We start from the raw sequence: 18,463 nt of genomic DNA, 5'->3' as shown, positions 1-18,463 counted from the left end.
TGCGATATCTTCTACTCGCAGTAGAAGTCAGGCTGGAGAACGCGTCCGGCGATGTCAGAGCACGGCGAGGCCGCAAGCGACGTCGAGGAGTGTCCGATGACCGACCCTTCCATTCAGGACGGCTCCACCCGGGACGGCGCGTGGCCGATGGGCGCCGCCCGCGCGGTGTCCCTGGCCGAGGCGACCTCCTTCCTCCTGCTCCTGATAGCGACCGCGGTCAAGCACGGGGCCGACCACGAGATCGGCGTGAAGATCCTCGGGCCGGTCCACGGTGGGCTGTTCATCGCGTACTGCCTGCTCGTCCTGTACGTGGGGTCGCTGCGGCGGTGGCCGGTGAAGCGGACTCTGCTCGCGCTCGGGGCGTCCGTCCTGCCGGTAGCGCCGTTCTTCGTGGAGCGGCACTGGCTACGGGAGCCGGCCCCGGCATCCGACGGCGCGGCCGGGCACGGCACGTCCGGGCACGGCGGCTCCCCGGGGCGCGCCAGCTCCGCGCCCGCGAGCTGAGCTCGCCGGCGCTCTGCGGTCACCCGTACGCCGAGGTCACCCGCCCGGCGGCGACGAACCACCTCCTTCCACCCCCGAGGGAACGTCGGCCCCGCACCGCGCACAGCCGGCCGCACGCGACACGCCGGTGAGAATGCGCGGAGAACCGCCCTACCCGTGGCACCGTCAGACCGGTCGGAATAGGCGGCAACAATCCGCGATGTCCCGCGTTCAGCCTCCTGACCGACCGGCCGACGGCGGCTGGACGGCGCGCTGACGCGGCCCGCGGGGGGCTGCGCCGCGGTCAGGTTCACGCCACACCCGCCCGCAGGCTGACACCACGCGAACGACGCAGCTACCACGCGAACGACGCAGCCGTGCCCGGGGAGTGATACGCGAGTGGACCAGGTCCTGGTGAGCGCCGACGATCACATCCGCTACTGCGCGGGATGCGCGCGACAGCAACAGTTCGAGCAACCGCCGTGCGAGGACGGCCACAGCGCCGACTGCCCGGAACGTGCCTGTGTCGTGTGCGGCCACGCGATTCTCGTCGGCGCCGCGCCCGCCGCGGTGCCACCGGCGGGTGCCGGGGCCGACCGGCCCGTGACCGTCGTGACCGTTACCGCGCGCCGCGGCGCCGGCCGATCCGATTCCAGGGCCGTGGCGTGAGCCTGCACAGTCCCGCACCACATCCAGGCCTCCCGGGCGACCCGTTCGTCCCGGCCGGCCGGCCGGCGGCGCTCGGCGGGACGCGCCCGGCGTCGGCGCAGCCGCCCGAGCAGGCCGTGCCGGCACGGCTCGCCCCGCTGACCCGAAGCGCCCGTTCCCACCCGGAGGGCGCTAAGCGGCACTCTCCGACGTCCGGCCAGCGCGACCAAGGTGCACGCCCTAACGTTGCCGCCATGGGGGGCACGCGGGCACCGAGCGACGCTCCGGCGCTCTTCGCGGCCGCCACCGAGGCGCTGCGGGCGGCGTTGGAGGAGCTGCGGCCGGACGTCGCCGTCCGCGAGATCCCCGCGCCCGCCCGGATCGCTCCCTACGCGTTCGCGCTCGCCGGGGGCCTCACCGGTGACGACGAGGCGGCCTCCGGCCGGTTCGTGCTGCTGTTCGACCCCGATGGGCAGGACGCCTGGGAGGGCACCACCCGGATCGTCTGCTATGCGCGCGCCTCGGTGGACCCGGAGGTCGCCGACGACCCGCTGCTGCCCGGGGTCGCCTGGTCGTGGCTGCGGGAGTCGTTGCAGTCGCACGGCGCCGAGCTCGGCGCCCTCGGCGGGACGGTCACCACCACCTCGTCCCGGCGCTTCGGGGTGCTCGCCACCGACGGCGACAACTTCGACGTCGAGCTCCGGTGTTCCTGGTCACCACGCTGGGCAGGATCGGTGGAGGAAGCCGAGGACCCGACGGTGCCGGAGCCGCCGCACAGCGGGGCCGACGGGGCGGCGCCGTGGGACCCGGCGGACGCTGCCGCGCACCTGCACTCCTTCGCCGACCTGTTGGCCGCGATGGCGGGGCTGCCGCCGCGTCTCTCCGGGGTCGTACCGCTACCTGCCCGCCGCGCCTGAGCAGATCCGAACCTCCCCGTCCGAACACTGCGCGCCGGGAATGTCAACGGAGCGCATCCGCGACGACTACCTTGGAGCCACCATCGAACACGAAGCGTATAATTAGTGCGATTGCTCGGCCGACTGGGCTGCCAGGCCGGTCATTCACACGTACCATCGCCGATCGTGACGTCGACGGTTCCTGACTCAACGCACCAGGTCAGTGAGGGTGCGGCGATCGATGCTGCCGCCGCTGTCGAAGAGTCGGCAACCGTACCCATCCCGCTGCTGGAGCCGGCCGGTGGCGTCCCGCCCGTCCTCGACGACCCGCAGGACCTCACCCGCGCCACCGAGCGGCTGGCCGCCGGCACCGGCCCGGTCGCCTTCGACGCCGAGCGCGCCTCCGGTTACCGGTACAGCCAGCGCGCCTACCTCGTCCAGATCAGGCGGGCCGGCGCGGGCACCCTGCTCATCGACCCGATCGCACTGCCCGACCTGAGCGGCGTGCAGGACGCCGTCGGCGACACGGAATGGGTGCTGCACGCCGCCAGCCAGGACCTGCCCTGCCTGGCCGAGCTGGGCCTGCGCCCGAAGACGCTGTTCGACACCGAGCTCGCCGGCCGTCTGCTGGGCTACGAACGGGTGGGGCTGGGCGCCATGGTCGAGCGGGTGCTCGGCTTCGGGCTGGAGAAGGGGCACTCCGCCGCCGACTGGTCGACCCGCCCGCTGCCCGAACCGTGGCTGCGCTACGCCGCTCTCGACGTGGAGCTGCTGGTGGAGCTGCGCGACCAGCTCGAGAGCGAGCTGGTCGCGCAGAACAAGATGGCGTTCGCCCGGCAGGAGTTCGGCGCGATCGCCGCCGCTCCGCCGCGGGAGCCGCGGGCCGAGCCGTGGCGGCGCACGAGCGGGATCCACCGCGCGCGCAGCCGCCGCCAGCTCGCCGCCGTCCGGTCGATGTGGCAGGCCCGAGACCGGGTCGCCCGCGCCCGCGACATCGCGCCGGGCCGGGTGCTGCCCGACAGCGCGATCATGGACGCGGTACTGAAGGTCCCCGAGGACGCCGCCGCGCTGACCCGGCTGCCGATCTTCTCCGGGCAGCGGATGCGGCGCTCGGCGACCACCTGGATGGATGCCCTGCGCGCCGCCGCCGAGATGCCCGAGAACCAGCTGCCGAGCACCGCGGGCCCGGGCGGCGACGGCCTCCCCCCGCAGAACCGCTGGGCGGAACGTGACCCCGTGGCGGCGGCGCGGCTGGCCCGTGTGCGCGCGGCGCTGAACGCGATCGCCGAGGATCAGGGCATGCCGGTGGAGAACCTGCTGGAGCCGGCACTCGCCCGCCGGGTCACCTGGGCTCCCCCGGCCACGCGGGACACCGAGACGGTGACCGCCGCGCTGACCACGGGTGGCGCCCGCCCCTGGCAGGTCGAGCTGACGGCGGCCGCGGTGGCCGCGGCCCTGGTGGACCCGCCCGCGGGCACCGCCGCCGCGCCCGGAGCCACCGGCGGCGAGACCGCCGGCGGCGGAGCGGGCGGCACCGGTTCCGGGACGGCCGGCACCGGTGCCGCGGCGGGCGGCGGGTCCGCGCGGGCGAGAACGCGGCGGACCGGCGGCCGTCCGCCGTCCGGTGGGGAACCCGCCGCGTCCTGATCCGGCCGCACGCGCGGTACGTACCGACCCTTACCTACCCATGGGTAACTCCTGCCGTAGGCTGTTCCCGTCGCGGTCCGGCGCCACTGCGGGCAGCCGGCCCGACACCGTCTGCCGCGGGCCGCGCACGTGCCGCCCACGGGTGAGGCGTCGAGGAGGCCGGTGGTGTTCGTCAGCGCGCAGGGTTCGATCCGTGACGTGGTGTTCGTCGACGGTGTACGCACTCCCTTCGGCAAGGCCAAGGGCGTCTACGCCGAGACCCGGGCCGACGACCTGGTGGTCCGGGTCATCCGCGAGCTGATGCGGCGCAATCCCGCGCTGCCGCCCGAGCGGGTCGACGAGGTCGCGATCGCGGCGACGACCCAGATAGGCGATCAGGGCCTGACCATCGGCCGGGTCGCCGGCATCCTGGCCGGGCTGCCCGAGTCGGTGCCCGGCTACGCCATCGACCGGATGTGCGCGGGCGCGGTGACGGCGGTGACCACCACCGCGTCCGCGATCGCCGTCGGCGCCTACGACATCGCCATCGCCGGCGGCGTCGAGCACATGGGGCGCCATCCGATGGGCGAGGGCGTGGACCCGAACCCGCGGTTCGTCTCCGAGCGTCTCGTCGATTCCTCCGCGCTGGTCATGGGCATGACCGCGGAGAACGTGCACGACCGGTTCCCGGGGATCACCCGGGCCCGGGCGGACGCGTACGCCGCCGCGTCGCAGGCGAAGGCCGCCAAGGCGTACGCGGACGGCAGGATTCAGCCCGACCTCGTCCCCGTCGCCGCGCGGCACGTCGACAGCGGCTGGGAGCTGGTCACCGCGGACGAGCCGCCCCGGCCCGGCACCACCGTCGAGGGCCTCGCCGGGCTGCGGACACCGTTCCGGCCGCACGGGCGGGTCACCGCGGGCAACGCCGCGGGCATCAACGACGGCGCCACCGGCTGCGTGCTCGCCGCCGCGGACGTCGCCGCCGAGCTCGGCCTGACCCGGAAGATGTCGCTGGTCGGGTTCGGGTTCGCCGGTGTGGCGCCCGAGGTCATGGGGGTCGGGCCGATCCCGTCCACGGAGAAGGCGCTGGCCCGCACCGGCCTGAGCATCGACGACATCGGCCTGTTCGAGCTGAACGAGGCCTTCGCCGTGCAGGTGATCGCCTTCCTGGAACACTTCGGCCTCGCCGACGACGACCCGCGGGTCAACCCCTACGGCGGCGCCATCGCGTACGGGCACCCGCTCGCCTCCAGCGGAGTGCGGCTGATGACCCAGCTGGCCCGCCAGTTCGAGGAGCATCCCGAGGTCCGCTACGGGATGACCGCGATGTGCGTGGGCTTCGGCATGGGAGCGACGACGATCTGGGAGAACCCGCACTTCGGCCGAACGGGAGAAGGAGCATGAGCAGCGCCGCGATGACCCTGGAACACCCGGACGAGGTCGTCACGCAGGCCCATGTCCGGTACGCACAACTGCCCGGCGTGAGCGGCCCGGTCGCGCTCATCACCCTGGACAACGGGCAGGACCACACCCGCCCGAGCACCTTCGGCCCGGGCGGGCTGCGGTCGCTACTCACCGCCGTCGAGGAGATCGAGGCCCACGACCCGCCGGTGGCGGCGGTGGCGGTGACCGGCAAGCCGTTCATCTTCTGCGCCGGCGCGGACCTCTCCTACCGGTCGTCGCTGACCGACCCGGCCGAGGTCCGGCCCAAGCTCACCGCGCTCGGCGAGCTTGGGCACACCGCGCTGCGCCGGGTCGGCGAGGGCCGGCTGGGCGACCGGCGGGTCCCCACCTTCGCGCTGGTCAACGGCGCCGCGATGGGCGGCGGCCTGGAGCTGGCGCTGCACTGCGACTACCGGGCGATCTCCGCCGGTGCCGCGCCGATCGCGCTGCCCGAGGTCTTCCTCGGTCTGGTGCCGGCCTGGGGCGGCACCCAGCTGCTGCCGAGCCTGGTCGGCCCGGAGAACGCGGTCACCATCATGATCGACAACGCGCTCAGCCAGAACCGGACGCTGCGCGGCCCCAAGGCGTTCGCGCTCGGCCTCGGTGACGTCCTGCTGGATGCCGCGGACTTCCTCGAGGAGGCGCTGCACTGGGTCGGCCAGGTGCTGCGGGGCGAGGTGGACCCGGCCAAGGGCCGCCGTCCCGTCGAGCGGGGTGCCGCCTGGGCCGCGGCGCTGGAGCGCGGCCGCGTCCTCGCGGACGCCCGGCTGCACGGCGCGGCCCCGGCCGCCTACCGCGCCCTCGAGTTGATGGCCCTGGCGGAGACCGCGGACGCCGACACGGGGTACGCCGCCGAGACGGCGGCGCTGGCCGATCTCGGGTCCAGCGAGGAGCTCGTCGCCGGGCTCTACTCCTTCGACCTGGTGAACCGGCGCGCCAAGCGGCCGGTCGGCGGGCCCGACCGCTCGCTGGCCCGGGCGGTGACCAAGGTCGGCGTGGTCGGCGCGGGGCTGATGGCCAGCCAACTCGGGCTGCTGTTCGCCCAGCGGCTGGAGGTGCCGGTCGTCCTCACCGACCTCGACCAGGCGCGTCTCGACGCGGGAGTCGCACACGTCCACAGCGAGATCGACAACCTGCTGCTGCGCGGGCGGATCTCCCACGACCGCGCGAACCGGCTCAAGGCCTCCGTGACCGGCTCACTGACCAAGGACGCGTTCGCCGACGCCGACCTGATCATCGAGGCCGTCTTCGAGGACATGTCGGTCAAGAAGGCGGTGCTCGCCGAGCTCGAGTCCGTGGTGAAGCCGGAGACGCTGCTGCTCACCAACACCTCGGCCCTCTCGGTGACCGAGATGGCCGCCGACCTGACCCATCCGGAGCGGGTCGCCGGGCTGCACTTCTTCAACCCGGTGGCGGTGCTGCCCCTGGTCGAGGTCGTCCGCACCCCGCGGACCGACGACGCCGCGATCGCGACCACGCTGCAGGTCGCGAAGCAGCTGAAGAAGAACGCGGTGCTGGTCGCGGACGCGCCGGCCTTCGTGGTGAACCGCCTCCTCACCCGGTTCATGGGCGAGGTGCTCGCGGCCACCGAGACCGGAACCCCGATCGAACAGGCCGACGGCGCGCTCGACCCGCTCGGACTGCCGATGTCGCCGCTGGTCCTGCTCTCGCTGGTCGGCCCGCCGGTCGCACTGCACGTGGCCCGGACCCTGCACCAGGCCACGCCCGACCGGTTCCGCACGCCGGACGGCCTGGCGCGGGTCGTGGCCGCCGGGAAGAGCAGCTTCTACACGGCCGGACCGGGCGGCGAGCAGATCGTCGACCCGGAGGTCGCCGATCTCGTCCGGAGCATGGACGACGGCACCGCGCCGACCGCTCGGGAGGGCGCGGCGATGACGCCCGAGCAGGTCCGTGAGGCGGCGCTCTCGGCGCTGGCCCAGGAGATAAGGCTCCTGCTGGACGAGGCCGTCGTGGCCGAGGCGACGGACGTCGACCTGTGCATGATCCTCGGCGCCGGCTGGCCCTTCCACCTCGGCGGCATCACCCCGTACCTGGACCGCACCGGCATCAGCGAACGCGTGACCGGTCGCCGTTTCAACCCTCCGGGCGTCGCCACCGTCGCCTGATCGGGCGGGCACTCCGGGCGGACACCGGCACTGCCCGCCCGGAGTGCCCGCCCGAGGCCGCCGTTCGGATCCGCCGCGCTCCGGGTCGACATTCTCCTTGACTTGGTTATTGAGTGACCACTACCTTGAGGTTGTGGCCCCAAGGACAACCGGCGGCACCGGCACCCGGATGAGCGCGGAGCAACGACGCGCGGTGGTGCTCGCGGCGGCCGTCGAGGAGTTCGCCCTGGGCGGCCTGACCGGCACGTCCACCGAGGCGATCGCCAGCCGTGCCGGCATCTCCCAGCCCTATCTGTTCCGACTCTTCCCCACCAAGAAGGAACTGTTCCTGGCGGCCGTCCGGGCCACCTTCACCCTGACTCGCGAACGCTTCGAGACCGCGGCGGGCGACCTGGTCGGCGCCGACGCCCTGACGGCGATCGGGTCCGCCTACGACGAGCTGCTCACCGACCGCACCTACCTGCTCATGCAGATGCAGAGCTACGCCTCCTGCGGTGACCCGGACATCCAGGAGGTCACCCGGCAGGGTTTCCGGGACCTGTGGCAGACCGTCGAACGCGTCAGCGGATGCGACGACGAGGAACTGCGCACGTTCTTCGGGCACGGCATGCTGCTCAACGTCGTGGCCGCGATGAACCTGCAGGAGATCGGCGACCGCTGGGCCCGGGAGATCTGCAGCTAGACCGGCCTGGGTCGGCCCACGCCGTTCCAGACCCGCGTTCGCCTCCCTCGCACCCGTTCCACCTGTCCGCACCCTCGTCCACACCACGAATCTAGTGACCAATCACTATCCAACGAAGGTAGTGAGCACTCAAGACCTTGGAGGGAACTCGTGACCGACAAGCGATCCGCCACCGTCTGGACGTTCGTCGTGACGTCCATAACGGCGTTCATGGTGGCCCTGGACAACCTGGTGGTCACCACCGCACTTCCCCAGATCCGCGACGACCTCGGGGCGGGCCTGGAGGGCCTGGAATGGGTGGTGAACGCCTACACGCTGCCGTTCGCGGTGTTGCTGCTGACCGGCGCCGCGCTCGGCGACCGGCTCGGGCGGCGGGCCGTGTTCGCCACCGGGCTCGGGGTGTTCACCCTGGGCAGCCTCGGCGCGGCGCTCGCCCCGTCCATCGAGGCGCTCATCGCCGCCCGGGCCATGCAGGGCGTCGGCGCGGCGCTGGTCCTGCCACTGAGCCTGACGCTGCTGTCGGCGGCGGTCCCACCCGAGCGCCGGGGCGCCGCGCTCGGCGTGTGGGGGGCGATGTCCGGGCTTGCCGTGGCCGTCGGGCCCCTGGTCGGTGGCGCGATCACCGAGGGGGCGAGCTGGCAGTGGATCTTCTGGCTGAACGTGCCGATCGGCCTGGTGACGGTCCCGCTCGCGCTGCGCAGGCTCACGGAGTCCCGCGGGCCGGCCGGACGGCTGGACCTGCCGGGGGTCGCGATCATCTCCGCCGGGCTGCTCGGCGTCACACTCGGGCTGGTCCGCGGTGAGAGCCACGGGTGGACGAGCCCGGCCGTCCTGACGTCACTGCTGGCCGGCGCGGCCGGGGTCGGCGCCTTCATCGCCTGGGAGCGGCGCGTGGCCCGGCGCGGCGGGAGCCCCATGCTGCCGATGGCCCTGTTCCGCCGCCGCGGGTTCGCGGCGGTGAACGCCGTGTCGCTGCTGTTCTCGGTCGGCATGTTCGGGTCGATCTTCCTGTTGGCGCAGGCCCTGCAGAACGTCTTCGACTACTCGCCCCTCGAGGCCGGCATCCGCACGCTGCCCTGGACCGCGATGCCCCTGCTGATCGCCCCGATCGCCGGACCGCTCTCGGATCGGATCGGCGGGCGCCCGCTGATCGTGGCCGGTATGGCGATCGAGGCCGTGAGCCTGGCCTGGCTCGCGACGATCCTGGACACCGGGGCCGACTACGCCGGGCTCGTCCCGCCCTTCGTCCTGGCCGGTGTGGGCATGGCGCTGTTCTTCGTTCCGGTCGCGTCGGTGGCCCTCGGTTCGGTCCCGGCGGAGCAGGAGGGTCTCGCCTCCGGCACGAACAACGCGATGCGCGAGCTCGGCGGCGTCCTGGGGGTCGCGGTGCTGGCCTCGGTCTTCGCCGCGAACGGCGGCTACGGGAGCCCGGGGGCGTTCGTGGACGGCACCCGGCCCGCGCTGTGGGTGGGGGCGGCCGTCCTGCTCACCGCCGCGGCAGTGGCCACGCTGCTGCCGTCGCCCACGAGGACGGCAGCGCCCGCGAGGACGGCAGCATCCGCGACGCCTGCGGCACCCGCCACGCCCGCGGCACCCCGGGCCCTGCCCGTGGTCGGCCGGCCGTCGTCCGTCTGAAGCGGGTCCGGGTACGGATCACCGACCACGGTGATCCGTACCCGGACGTCGTTTGCGCCCGCCTGCGGAGAATCGATACTCGGCGGCGCGATCAGTAGCTGGATCCCACCGATTCGCCCCGGTTCGCGGCATCAGTCGGAACAGGCCACCGACAAAAACCCACCCGGCGCATCAGGCCGCCGAAGCCCCCCAGGACAAAAGCATCACCGGCCGCTTCAACGCTGAGCGTCACCTCCGGCGAAAAAGCTGGGGCGCCACAGTTTCCTGAACTCCGCCCGTAAGGACACCCGATCGATGATCCGAATACGGAGGACATCGCTCTGGGCACCTCACCGGTCACGCTTCCGATCATTGACGGTGCGGAACGGCGACATTCCCACGCCGGTGCGCGGGTCAGCGGTTACTCGGCGCCGGCTGGGCGACGGCCGCGGCGCCCCCGGCCCGTGGGCCGGCCTGGCCCGACCCGGCGAGGTCCTCCGGCCTACTGGCGACCGCCTCGCCACGCGGGCGCAGCGCCACCCCGACCAGCGCCCAGACGATGTCGGCGACCGTGGCGAGCAGGCGCGCGACAAGAGCGATCAGCGTCGACGGGCCACTCGGCAGCGCCGGGGCCAGGGCAAGCACCAGTACGGCCTCGCGCACGCCCGCGCCCGCGGGCAGGACGAGCACCAGGAAGCCCGCGGTCCAGGCCAGGGCGTAGGCGCCGACGCACAGCGCCACCAGCCGGGCGCCGCCGACCTCCGGCTGCAGGTCACGGACCAGCAGCCAGGTCCCCACGCCGTAGCAGGCGAAGCTGCCCAGCAGCCAGCCGGCGCCGACGGCGATGGGGCGGGCGGTCAGCGGCTCGGTCAGCGGCGGGCGGCGTAGCAACCGGAACGCGACCGCCAGCAGTCTGGCGAGCACCGGAGGGTAGAGCACCACCGCGAAGACGGGCACCACCGCCAGCGCCCACCAGTAGTCGGCGAGCGCGTCGCGGGAGGAGAAGGGCAGGGTGACGGCCGCAGCCAGACCGCCGCAGGGCACCGCCAGCGCGAGCACCACAAGACTCGCCAGGGCCGACTTCGGCCGGGAGACCCCGTAGTCGCGGGAGAGCTCCATCTGGGCGAGGACGGGCCACACACTGCCCGGAATGTACTTACCGATCTGGCCGACGCAGAAGATCCGGACGGCGGCGCGCAGCGGCAGCAGCGCACCGAGCCCGGCGAGCACGGCACGCCAGGACAGGACGGTGGCGCCGACCGCGAGCGTCGTCGCCACGCCGGAGCCGACGACACCGAGAACGGTCAGGTCGCCCAGCGAGTCCCGGACGTCGTTCCACTGGCCGACCAGCGCCACGACCAGAAGCGCGGCGGCGAGCACCAGGGCTGCGCGGACCACCCACCACCGCACGCCCCGACGGGCGGCGGGGGCAGCCGGTTCCTCCGCCGGGCGGGCCTCGTCGGGGCCCGCCGCCGGTGCGACGGCGGGCCCACGCACGACGTCCCCGCCAGCCATGGCGGACGGGGATTCGCGGTGCGCGGGACGCCGACTCACCGGGTCAGCCTAAGGCGTCCACCGGACGGCACCCGCGCCGGGCGCACACGGGCGCGACCCGGCCCCGCGCCGGTCAGGCCTGGCCGGTCCAGGCCCGGCCGGTCGTGACCGGCCGAGCGGGCCCTGCCGGTCAGGCCCGGCCGGTCAGGCCTGACCGCCGCCGGCGGGGGTCTGGTTGGACTCGTCCGCGCCGACCTCGTCGCCCATGAGGGCGTGCTGGCGCTTGGCGACCGCCTCGATCACCTTGCGGGCCAGGTCCTGCGGGGCGAGGCCGACCTCGGCCAGCACGTCGTCGCGCTTGCCGTGGTCGAGGAAGCGCTGGGCGACCCCGAACTCACGCACCGGGACGTCGACGTCGGCGTCCCGCAGCAGCTGCGCGACGCAGGCACCGACGCCACCGACCCGCCCGTTGTCCTCGACGGTGACGACGAGGTCGTGGTCACGGGCGAGGTCGACCAGCGCCGGGTCGAGCGGCTTGACCCACCGCGGGTCGACCACGGTGATGCCGATGCCCTGGCTGGCGACACGCTCGGCGACGTCCAGACAGGTCGGGGCCATCGCGCCGATCGAGACGAGCAGCACCTCGCGGTGCCGCGCGGCCGCCGGCGCCCGGTAGAGGACGTCGACCCCGCCGACCTGGTCGATCGCCGGGGAGTCCGCGGCGACCTTGCCCTTGGGGTAACGCACGACCGTCGGGCCGTCGGTGTTGGAGACCGCCTCGTCGAGCTCGGCGCGCAGGGTCGCGGCGTCACGCGGGGCGGCGATCGCCAGACCCGGCACGACCTGCAGGAAGGACATGTCCCACATGCCGTTGTGGGACGCGCCGTCCTCGCCGGTGATCCCGGCGCGGTCGAGCACGAAGGTCACCGGCTGGCGGTGCATGGCGACGTCCATGAGGACCTGGTCGAAGGCGCGGTTCAGGAACGTCGCGTAGATACACACGACGGGCTTGAGACCGCCCATGGCCAGGCCGGCGGCCGAGGTGACCGCGTGCTGCTCGGCGATGCCGACGTCGAAGACCCGGTCCGGGAAGGCCTTGGCGAACGACTTCAGGCCGACCGGCTGGAGCATCGCCGCGGTCATGGTGACCACGTCGGGCCGCTCGGAACCGATCCGGACGATCTCCTCGGAGAAGATCGAGGTCCAGGTGGCGCCCTTGGCTGCCGACTTCGGCTTACCGGTCAGCGGGTCGATGACGCCGACGGCGTGGAAGTTGTCGGCGTCGTCCTGCTCGGCCGCCGGGTACCCGAAGCCCTTGCGGGTCATGGCGTGGACGATCACCGGGCCACCGAAGTCCTTGGCCCGGCGCAGCGCCGACTCCATGGCGACCACGTCGTGGCCGTCGACCGGGCCGACGTACTTCAGCCCGAGGTCCTCGAACATGCCCTGCGGGGTGACGACGTCCTTGATGCCCTTCTTGATGCCGTGCAGGGCGTCGAACAGCGGCGCGCCGACGAGCGGGGTGCGGCCCAGCACCTGCTTGACGACGTCCAGGACCTGCTCGTACTCGGGCGCCAGGCGCAGCGACGCGAGGTGGTCGGCGAGGCCGCCGATGGTGGGTGAGTAGGACCGGCCGTTGTCGTTGACGACGATGACGACCTGCCGGTCGCTGGCGGCGATGTTGTTCAGCGCCTCCCAGCACATTCCGCCGGTCAGCGCCCCGTCGCCGACGACCGCGACGACGGCCCGGTTCTCCCCGCGCAGCTCGTAGGCGCGGGACAGCCCGTCGGCGTACGACAGCGCCGTGGAGGCGTGCGAGTTCTCGATGATGTCGTGCTCGGACTCGGCCTGGCTCGGGTAGCCGGAGAGCCCGCCGCGCTGACGGAGGCGGTCGAACTGCTCCCGGCGGCCGGTCAGAATCTTGTGAACATAGGACTGGTGGCCCGTGTCCCAGAGGACACGGTCGAATGGTGAATCGAACACTCGGTGGATTGCGAGAGTCAGTTCTACAGCGCCCAGATTCGGCCCTAGGTGGCCGCCTGTGCGGGCAACCGCGTGGATGAGGAAATCACGGATCTCAGCCGCGAGCGTCACCAGCTCCTCATGGTCGAGGCGCTTGACGTCCTGCGGGCTGTCGATCGTCGACAGAAGCGACACGGCGTGCTCTCCCTCCCCCGAAAGGGGATCGGTCCGGGTCCGGCAAAGTCTACGCAGGGCACCCCGGGCTCCGCAGACAGGCTCCCGACATGTGAGCTGCCCGAAGAGCGTCAGATATTTCGCCGGGTCGCGGTAGAATCCACCTCCCCCTTGTCGGTAATGTGCGACGAGTAGTCGGTGAAGAGAGCCCGGGAACCAGGCATGACGCGTCGGAGGGCCTGGCGTGCGGCCCCACGCCGGGCCGCTCCCGACGCCACAAGGGCCCGCCGGCGGGGCTTTTTTCCCGGGCCGGCGGGCCCTTCGCACGAACGCTGCTGGGTCTGTCATCTTGTTGTCACGTCGCCGTCACATGTGAACGGCCGTTATGGGCACCCCTGATCGGCTCGCTCGCGATTACACACGGTCAGCGCCGTTGGGGACTCGGGCGGCTCACCCGCGGCCACTCGCCTGCCTCCCCCGGCGCGCGGCCGCGTCCAGAAGCACCGCGGCGAGCAGGACCGACCCGGTGATGATGAACTTGACCGACTGGTCGAGACCGAGCAGGTCCATCCCGTTGGCGATCGAACCGATCACCAGGATGCCGAGCAGCGCCGACCAGGCTCGACCGCGCCCGCCGAACAGGCTCGTCCCGCCGATCACCGCCGCGGCGATCGCGTTGAGCAGCGTGTCGCTGCCGCCGGAGGCCTGCGTGACGCTCGTCAGCCGCGCGGCGGCGAGGACACCGCCGACGCCGGCCAGGCAGGACGCGGCGGCGAACGCCGAGACGCGCAGCGCGCGCACGTTGATGCCGGCCCGGCGCGCCGCTTCGACGTTGCCGCCGACGGCGTACAGGTGGCGGCCGTAGCTGGTGCGCCGCGAAACCAGGTCCACCAGCAGCACCAGGCAGCCGAAGATCAGCAGCGCCAGCGGCAGCCCGCGGTCGTCGTTGAGGATCGCCACCGCCGCGATGAGCGCGCCGCCCACGACGACCACCCGCACCGCGACCTCCGCGATCGGGCGGGGCCGCAGCCCGGCCCGACGGCGGCCGCGGACCTCGGCGAGCTGGGCACCGGCATACCCGGCCACGGCGATCCCGGCGATCACCCATCCGGTGGCGTCGGTGAAGAAGGTGGACGTCAGCTTCGTGATCTCGCTGTCCGGCAGGTTGAGCGATCCGTCCCGGCCGAGCACCTTGAGCTGCACGCCCTGCCAGGCGATGAAGCCCGCCAGCGTCACGACGAAGGACGGGACGCCGAACACGGCGAACAGGCTGCCCTGCAGGGCACCTACGGCGGCGCCGACGACCAGCGCGGCCACGATCGCCAGAACCGGCGCCCACCCGTGGCGCACCGACAGCACCGCCATGACCGACGCGCACAGCCCACTGACCCAGCCGACCGACAGGTCGATCTCGCCGAGCAGCAGGACGAGGAAGACGCCGGTGGCGATCGTCCCGGTCGCGGCGACCTGCAGTGCGAGGTTCGTGAGGTTGTAGGAGGTGAGGAAGTTCGAGTTCTGGAACTGGAAGATCGTCCAGATCACGACGAGCCCGACGATGACCGGTAGCGAGCCGAGCTCGCCCGCGCGCACGTGGCGCAGCGCCGAGTCCGCCAGGCCGCGCAGGCCCGGGCCGGCGAAGAGCAGGCGCGGGTCGACCGCCGCGTCACCCCGCCCGGGCGCGACGACACCGACCGCCCCCGCGGCGGGAACCGGCTGGGCGGGGTTCGGGTGGGCGGGGTTCGGGTGGGCGGGGTTCGACTGGACGGGGTCCGACTGGGCGGAGCCGGCTGCGGGCTCGGCGGCGCCGGGCGCGAGCTCACTCATCGCGAACGCACCTCCGCCCGGCCCGTCCCGTGGGCCGTGTCGGCGCCGGTGATCGCGGCCACGACGTCCTCCCGGGAGGCGGAGCCGATGTCGAACGTGCCGGCGTTGCGGCCGAGCCGGAGCACTGCGACGCGGTCGCACACGGCGAAGACGTCCGCGAGGTTGTGGCTGATCACGAGTACGGCCAGGCCGCGCTCGCGCAGCCGGACGATGAGGTCGAGCACCTGCTCGGTCTGCGCCACGCCCAGCGCGGCGGTCGGCTCGTCGAGCAGGACCACCGCCGGATCACCGAGCAGCGAGCGCGCGATCGCGACGGACTGCCGCTGGCCGCCGGACAGCGACGCCACCGGGATGCGCACGCTCGGGATGCTCACCGCCAGGGTGCGCAGGAGGTCCAGCGCGCTGCGCTCCATGCCGATCTCGTCGAGCGCGCCGGCGAACCGGCCCAGCCGGCGGCGCCGCTCGCGGCCGAGGAAGAGGTTGTTGACGACGTCGAGGTTGTCGCAGAGCGCGAGATCCTGGTAGACGGTCGCGATCCCGAGAGCCACCGCGTCCTGCGGGCGCTCGAGGCGTGCCGGGCGGCCGGCGAACCAGATCTCCCCGCCGGTCGGCGGCGAGACGCCGGAGATGCACTTGACCAGCGTGGACTTGCCGGCGCCGTTGTCGCCGACGAGGGCGAGCGCCTCCCCGGCGCGCAGGTCCAGGTCGACGTCGGTGAGCGCCTGCACCGCGCCGAAACGCTTGGAGATCCCACGTAGGGACAACACCAGATCGGACATGACGGGCCCGTGCCTTCCAGGAACAGCCACGAGGGGATCCGCGGTGAGCCGCCGGCAAAGCAGCTCACCGCGGATCCCGGGGACGGGACGCGAGGTCAGGAGATGCCGGCGGACGCGCAGGCCGTCGCGTACGTGCCGGCACACAGGTCGGCCTTGGCGAGGAAGCCGTCCTTCACCACCGTCTCGGCGACGGTGTCCCGGGTGACCGCGACCGGTTCCAGCAGGACGGAGGGAACCTGACCGTTGCCGTTGTCGACGCGCCCGGTCGCGATCGTGTCGACGGGCTCACCGCGCAGCAGCGCGAGCGCCAGGTCGGCCGCCTGCTCCGCCTCGGGGCGGATGGCCTTGTAGACGGTCATGTGCTGATCTCCGGCGAGTACGCGCTGTACCCCGGCGAGTTCGGCGTCCTGGCCGGTGACGGGCGGCAGCGGCGTCACGTTCGCCCGGCGCAGCGCGGCGACCACGGCGCCGGCCATGCCGTCGTTCGCGGCGTAGACCCCGACGATGTTCTCCCGGCCGACGGTGGTGATCGCCTGGTCCATCTCCCGACCGGCGGTGTCGGGAGACCAGTCGGGGGTGAACGTGTCGAAGCCGATCGTCACCTTGCCCTCCAGGACCGACAGCGCGCCGTCCTTGAACTGCTGGGCGTTCGGGTCGTCCTGCGAGCCGTTGATCATGATGACCTTGCCGGCGCCGGCCCGGTCGCCGATCGCGTCGAGGAGCGACTGGCCCTGCAACTGGCCGACCTTCTCGTTGTCGAAGGAGACGTAGGCGTCGACGGGCGCCTTCTGGATGAGCCGGTCGTAGGAGACCACGCGCACGCCACGGTCTCGCGCGTTGCGGGCGATCACCGCCGCGGCCTCGCCGTCCACCGGGTCCAGGACGAGGACCTTGGCGCCGTTGGTCATGGCCTGCTCGGCCTGGTTCTGCTGGGCGGCCGAGTCCTGGTCGGCGTTCGAGTACAGCACCTTGCAGTCGGGGCAGATCTTCGCCATCCGCGCCTCGAAGTAGGGGCGGTCGGCCGATTCGTAGCGGGTCGTCTGGGTCTCGGGTAACAGGAGCGCGATGGTTCCGCTCTCGGATCCTCCCTGGGGCGCCTCGTCATCGGACGAGTCCGACGTGCATCCCACGGCGGCCAGCACGACCATGACCGCCACCGACGCGGCCGCGAAAAGGCGACCTCGCCGTCTCCCCGCATGGCCGCGCATCCGACCGCGCCGAGGTACCCCGTCGTCGAGCGAGTTGTCTGCCACGCGCCCCTCCCGAGTTCGCTGCTGCGTGCCGGAGCGAACCGGTCACGCTCTGGTGGCAGTCTGCGGAGAGGATGACTTTGCCGTCAAGACTTGAATACAAGGATTAGGTCCGCAAAGTTTCTCATTCATGTTCCGATGGCATCACGACCCGAAGGAACAGATCGGCGACTCAGGGTCGCGGCGGTGGGGCCGGAACACGCCCTGAGCTGGTACTCCGGAGCTGGGCCTGCGCGGACGCGCCCGTCAGGCCGGAGGGGTCAGCGCGGCGCCGGTCAGGATTGGCGCCCGGTCAGCGCGGGATCGGCTCGCCCTCGCGCAGCACCAGCGCGAGGGCGCCGAGGACCTCCGCACGCTCGCCGAGCACGCCGGCCACGATTGTCGGGACGGCCGCCGGAACGGCGAAGCGGTGCACCACCTGGCGCATCGGTTCCAACAGGGTCTCCCCCGCCGCCGCGAGGTCGCCGCCCACGACGATCATCTGGGGGTTCAGCAGGTTGCACAGGTTCGCGGCCGCGTTCCCGATGGCCCGGCCGGCGTCCGAGACCACGCGGGCGCATCCCGCGTCACCGGCGACCGCGCGGTCGATCATCCCGCGCACGGTGAGGTCCGGCCCGTGGCTCGTGCGCAGCGACTCGAGCAGCACCGACGTTCCGACGATCGTCTCCAGGCAGCCGCGGTTTCCGCAGCGGCAGACCGAGCCGTTCTCGTCCAGCGTGGTATGCCCGATCTCGCCCGCGGTTCCCGCTCCGCCGCGGTGGACGCGCCCGTCGATGACCAGGCCGGAGCCGACGCCGGTGGAGGCCTTGAGGTAGGCGAGGTCGCGGACGCCCTGGCCGGCGCCCCAGTGCAGTTCGGCGAGGGCACCGAGGTTGGCGTCGTTGTCGACCCGGACGGGCAGCCCGAGCCGCTCCGACATCTGCGCGGCGGCGGGCACGCCGACCCATCCGGGCAGGATCGCCGAGGATCCGACGGCGCCGGTGACCGCGTCGATCGGGCCGGGCAGGCCCATGCCCACGCCGACCACGTCCGCCCGGTCGACGGTGAGCCGCCCGAGTAGGTCGTCGACCAGCCGGCCGGCCGTCGCGATGCCCTCCTGGGCCTGGTGATCGACGTCGATGTCGACGACGTCCTCGGCCAGCACCTCGTGCGCGAGGTCGCCGATGGCGACCCGCAGGTGGCGGTGGCCGAAGTCGAGCCCGATCACGACTCCGGACCGCCGCGACAGCGACACCCGGACCGCCCGCCGCCCGCCGCTCACCGCGGGGCGCGCGTCGACGTCCCCACTCTCGCGGAGCTCACCGACGATGTTGGAGACGGTCGCCGGGGACAGCCCGGTCAGCCGCGCGATCTCCGCCTGGGCGAGGCTGCCCTCCCGCCGCAGCACGCCCAGGACCCGGTCCCGGTTGGCGGCGCGCAGCGACGACTGGGAGCCGGGCGGCGTTCGGGGCATGAACACAAA

At 72.9% G+C, this 18,463-nt stretch carries 14 protein-coding genes; 8 read left to right on the top strand and 6 right to left on the bottom strand.

Annotated elements, in window-relative coordinates; genetic code table 11:
- The first annotated feature begins 96 nt into the window (after positions 1-96).
- The 8 genes from AC559T_RS20590 (at position 97) to AC559T_RS20555 (ending at position 9,539) form a co-directional block, all read left to right on the top strand.
- Entirely contained in the window at positions 97-504 is a 408-nt protein-coding gene (locus AC559T_RS20590; RefSeq protein WP_112108143.1) for a DUF3817 domain-containing protein, read from the top strand.
- 378 nt (positions 505-882) lie between these two features.
- A complete protein-coding gene (locus AC559T_RS20585; protein WP_071061661.1) occupies positions 883-1,152 on the top strand; it encodes a hypothetical protein in 270 nt (89 codons plus the stop codon).
- A 233-nt stretch (positions 1,153-1,385) separates the two neighbouring features.
- Complete coding sequence (locus tag AC559T_RS20580) at positions 1,386-2,048, top strand: DUF3000 domain-containing protein (protein ID WP_498869774.1); 663 nt, start codon at positions 1,386-1,388, stop codon at positions 2,046-2,048.
- Positions 2,049-2,213: 165 nt separating this feature from the next.
- Positions 2,214-3,674 (top strand): HRDC domain-containing protein, encoded by a 1,461-nt coding sequence (locus AC559T_RS20575; protein WP_498869773.1) that lies wholly within the window; start codon positions 2,214-2,216, stop codon positions 3,672-3,674.
- A gap of 165 nt (positions 3,675-3,839) precedes the next feature.
- Entirely contained in the window at positions 3,840-5,057 is a 1,218-nt protein-coding gene (locus AC559T_RS20570) for a thiolase family protein (protein WP_112108133.1), read from the top strand.
- A complete protein-coding gene (locus AC559T_RS20565; RefSeq protein WP_498869772.1) occupies positions 5,054-7,222 on the top strand; it encodes a 3-hydroxyacyl-CoA dehydrogenase NAD-binding domain-containing protein in 2,169 nt (722 codons plus the stop codon). The genes AC559T_RS20570 and AC559T_RS20565 overlap by 4 nt, the downstream gene beginning before the upstream one ends.
- Before the next feature lie 133 nt (positions 7,223-7,355).
- Positions 7,356-7,904 carry a TetR/AcrR family transcriptional regulator gene (locus tag AC559T_RS20560; RefSeq protein ID WP_241831397.1) on the top strand — a complete coding sequence of 183 codons (549 nt, stop codon included), beginning with the start codon at positions 7,356-7,358 and terminating at the stop codon, positions 7,902-7,904.
- Positions 7,905-8,054: 150 nt separating this feature from the next.
- Positions 8,055-9,539, top strand: coding sequence for a DHA2 family efflux MFS transporter permease subunit (locus AC559T_RS20555; protein ID WP_498869771.1), 1,485 nt, complete (start codon positions 8,055-8,057; stop codon positions 9,537-9,539).
- Positions 9,540-9,932: 393 nt separating this feature from the next.
- Here the strand turns inward: AC559T_RS20555 and AC559T_RS20550 are convergent, their stop codons facing one another.
- From AC559T_RS20550 to AC559T_RS20525, 6 genes are all read right to left on the bottom strand, one after another.
- Positions 9,933-11,015 carry a lysylphosphatidylglycerol synthase domain-containing protein gene (locus tag AC559T_RS20550; protein WP_112108144.1) on the bottom strand — a complete coding sequence of 361 codons (1,083 nt, stop codon included), beginning with the start codon at positions 11,013-11,015 and terminating at the stop codon, positions 9,933-9,935.
- Between the two features lie 201 nt (positions 11,016-11,216).
- The gene (gene dxs / locus AC559T_RS20545) at positions 11,217-13,169 is read right to left on the bottom strand and encodes a 1-deoxy-D-xylulose-5-phosphate synthase (protein WP_112108136.1); all 1,953 of its coding nucleotides are present in this window, start codon (positions 13,167-13,169) and stop codon (positions 11,217-11,219) included.
- 429 nt (positions 13,170-13,598) lie between these two features.
- The gene (locus tag AC559T_RS20540; RefSeq protein WP_498869770.1) at positions 13,599-14,972 is read right to left on the bottom strand and encodes a sugar ABC transporter permease; all 1,374 of its coding nucleotides are present in this window, start codon (positions 14,970-14,972) and stop codon (positions 13,599-13,601) included.
- Positions 14,969-15,751 carry an ATP-binding cassette domain-containing protein gene (locus tag AC559T_RS20535; protein WP_071061785.1) on the bottom strand — a complete coding sequence of 261 codons (783 nt, stop codon included), beginning with the start codon at positions 15,749-15,751 and terminating at the stop codon, positions 14,969-14,971. The genes AC559T_RS20540 and AC559T_RS20535 overlap by 4 nt, the downstream gene beginning before the upstream one ends.
- A 95-nt stretch (positions 15,752-15,846) precedes the next feature.
- Positions 15,847-17,004: a sugar ABC transporter substrate-binding protein gene (locus tag AC559T_RS20530; RefSeq protein WP_083390861.1), complete on the bottom strand. Its 1,158-nt coding sequence runs from the start codon at positions 17,002-17,004 to the stop codon at positions 15,847-15,849.
- A gap of 289 nt (positions 17,005-17,293) precedes the next feature.
- A complete protein-coding gene (locus tag AC559T_RS20525; protein WP_112108145.1) occupies positions 17,294-18,454 on the bottom strand; it encodes an ROK family transcriptional regulator in 1,161 nt (386 codons plus the stop codon).
- Between the last annotated feature and the right edge of the window lie 9 nt (positions 18,455-18,463).

Origin of the sequence: Frankia sp. Hr75.2, from assembly GCF_949319125.1 — a bacterium.
In the GTDB taxonomy this organism is placed as follows: domain Bacteria; phylum Actinomycetota; class Actinomycetes; order Frankiales; family Frankiaceae; genus Parafrankia; species Parafrankia soli.
The sequence above is the reverse complement of the archived record's forward strand: the minus strand, read 5'-3'. Positions and strand labels throughout refer to the sequence as shown.

Bases quoted from the DNA above. Each gene is read 5' to 3' on its own strand.
- AC559T_RS20580 (WP_498869774.1), top strand. From the start codon at position 1,386: ATGGGGGGCACGCGGGCACCGAGCGACGCTCCGGCGCTCTTCGCGGCC.
- AC559T_RS20565 (WP_498869772.1), top strand. From the start codon at position 5,054: ATGAGCAGCGCCGCGATGACCCTGGAACACCCGGACGAGGTCGTCACG.
- AC559T_RS20535 (WP_071061785.1), bottom strand. From the start codon at position 15,751: ATGTCCGATCTGGTGTTGTCCCTACGTGGGATCTCCAAGCGTTTCGGC.
- AC559T_RS20590 (WP_112108143.1), top strand. From the start codon at position 97: ATGACCGACCCTTCCATTCAGGACGGCTCCACCCGGGACGGCGCGTGG.
- AC559T_RS20525 (WP_112108145.1), bottom strand. From the start codon at position 18,454: ATGCCCCGAACGCCGCCCGGCTCCCAGTCGTCGCTGCGCGCCGCCAAC.
- AC559T_RS20540 (WP_498869770.1), bottom strand. From the start codon at position 14,972: ATGAGTGAGCTCGCGCCCGGCGCCGCCGAGCCCGCAGCCGGCTCCGCC.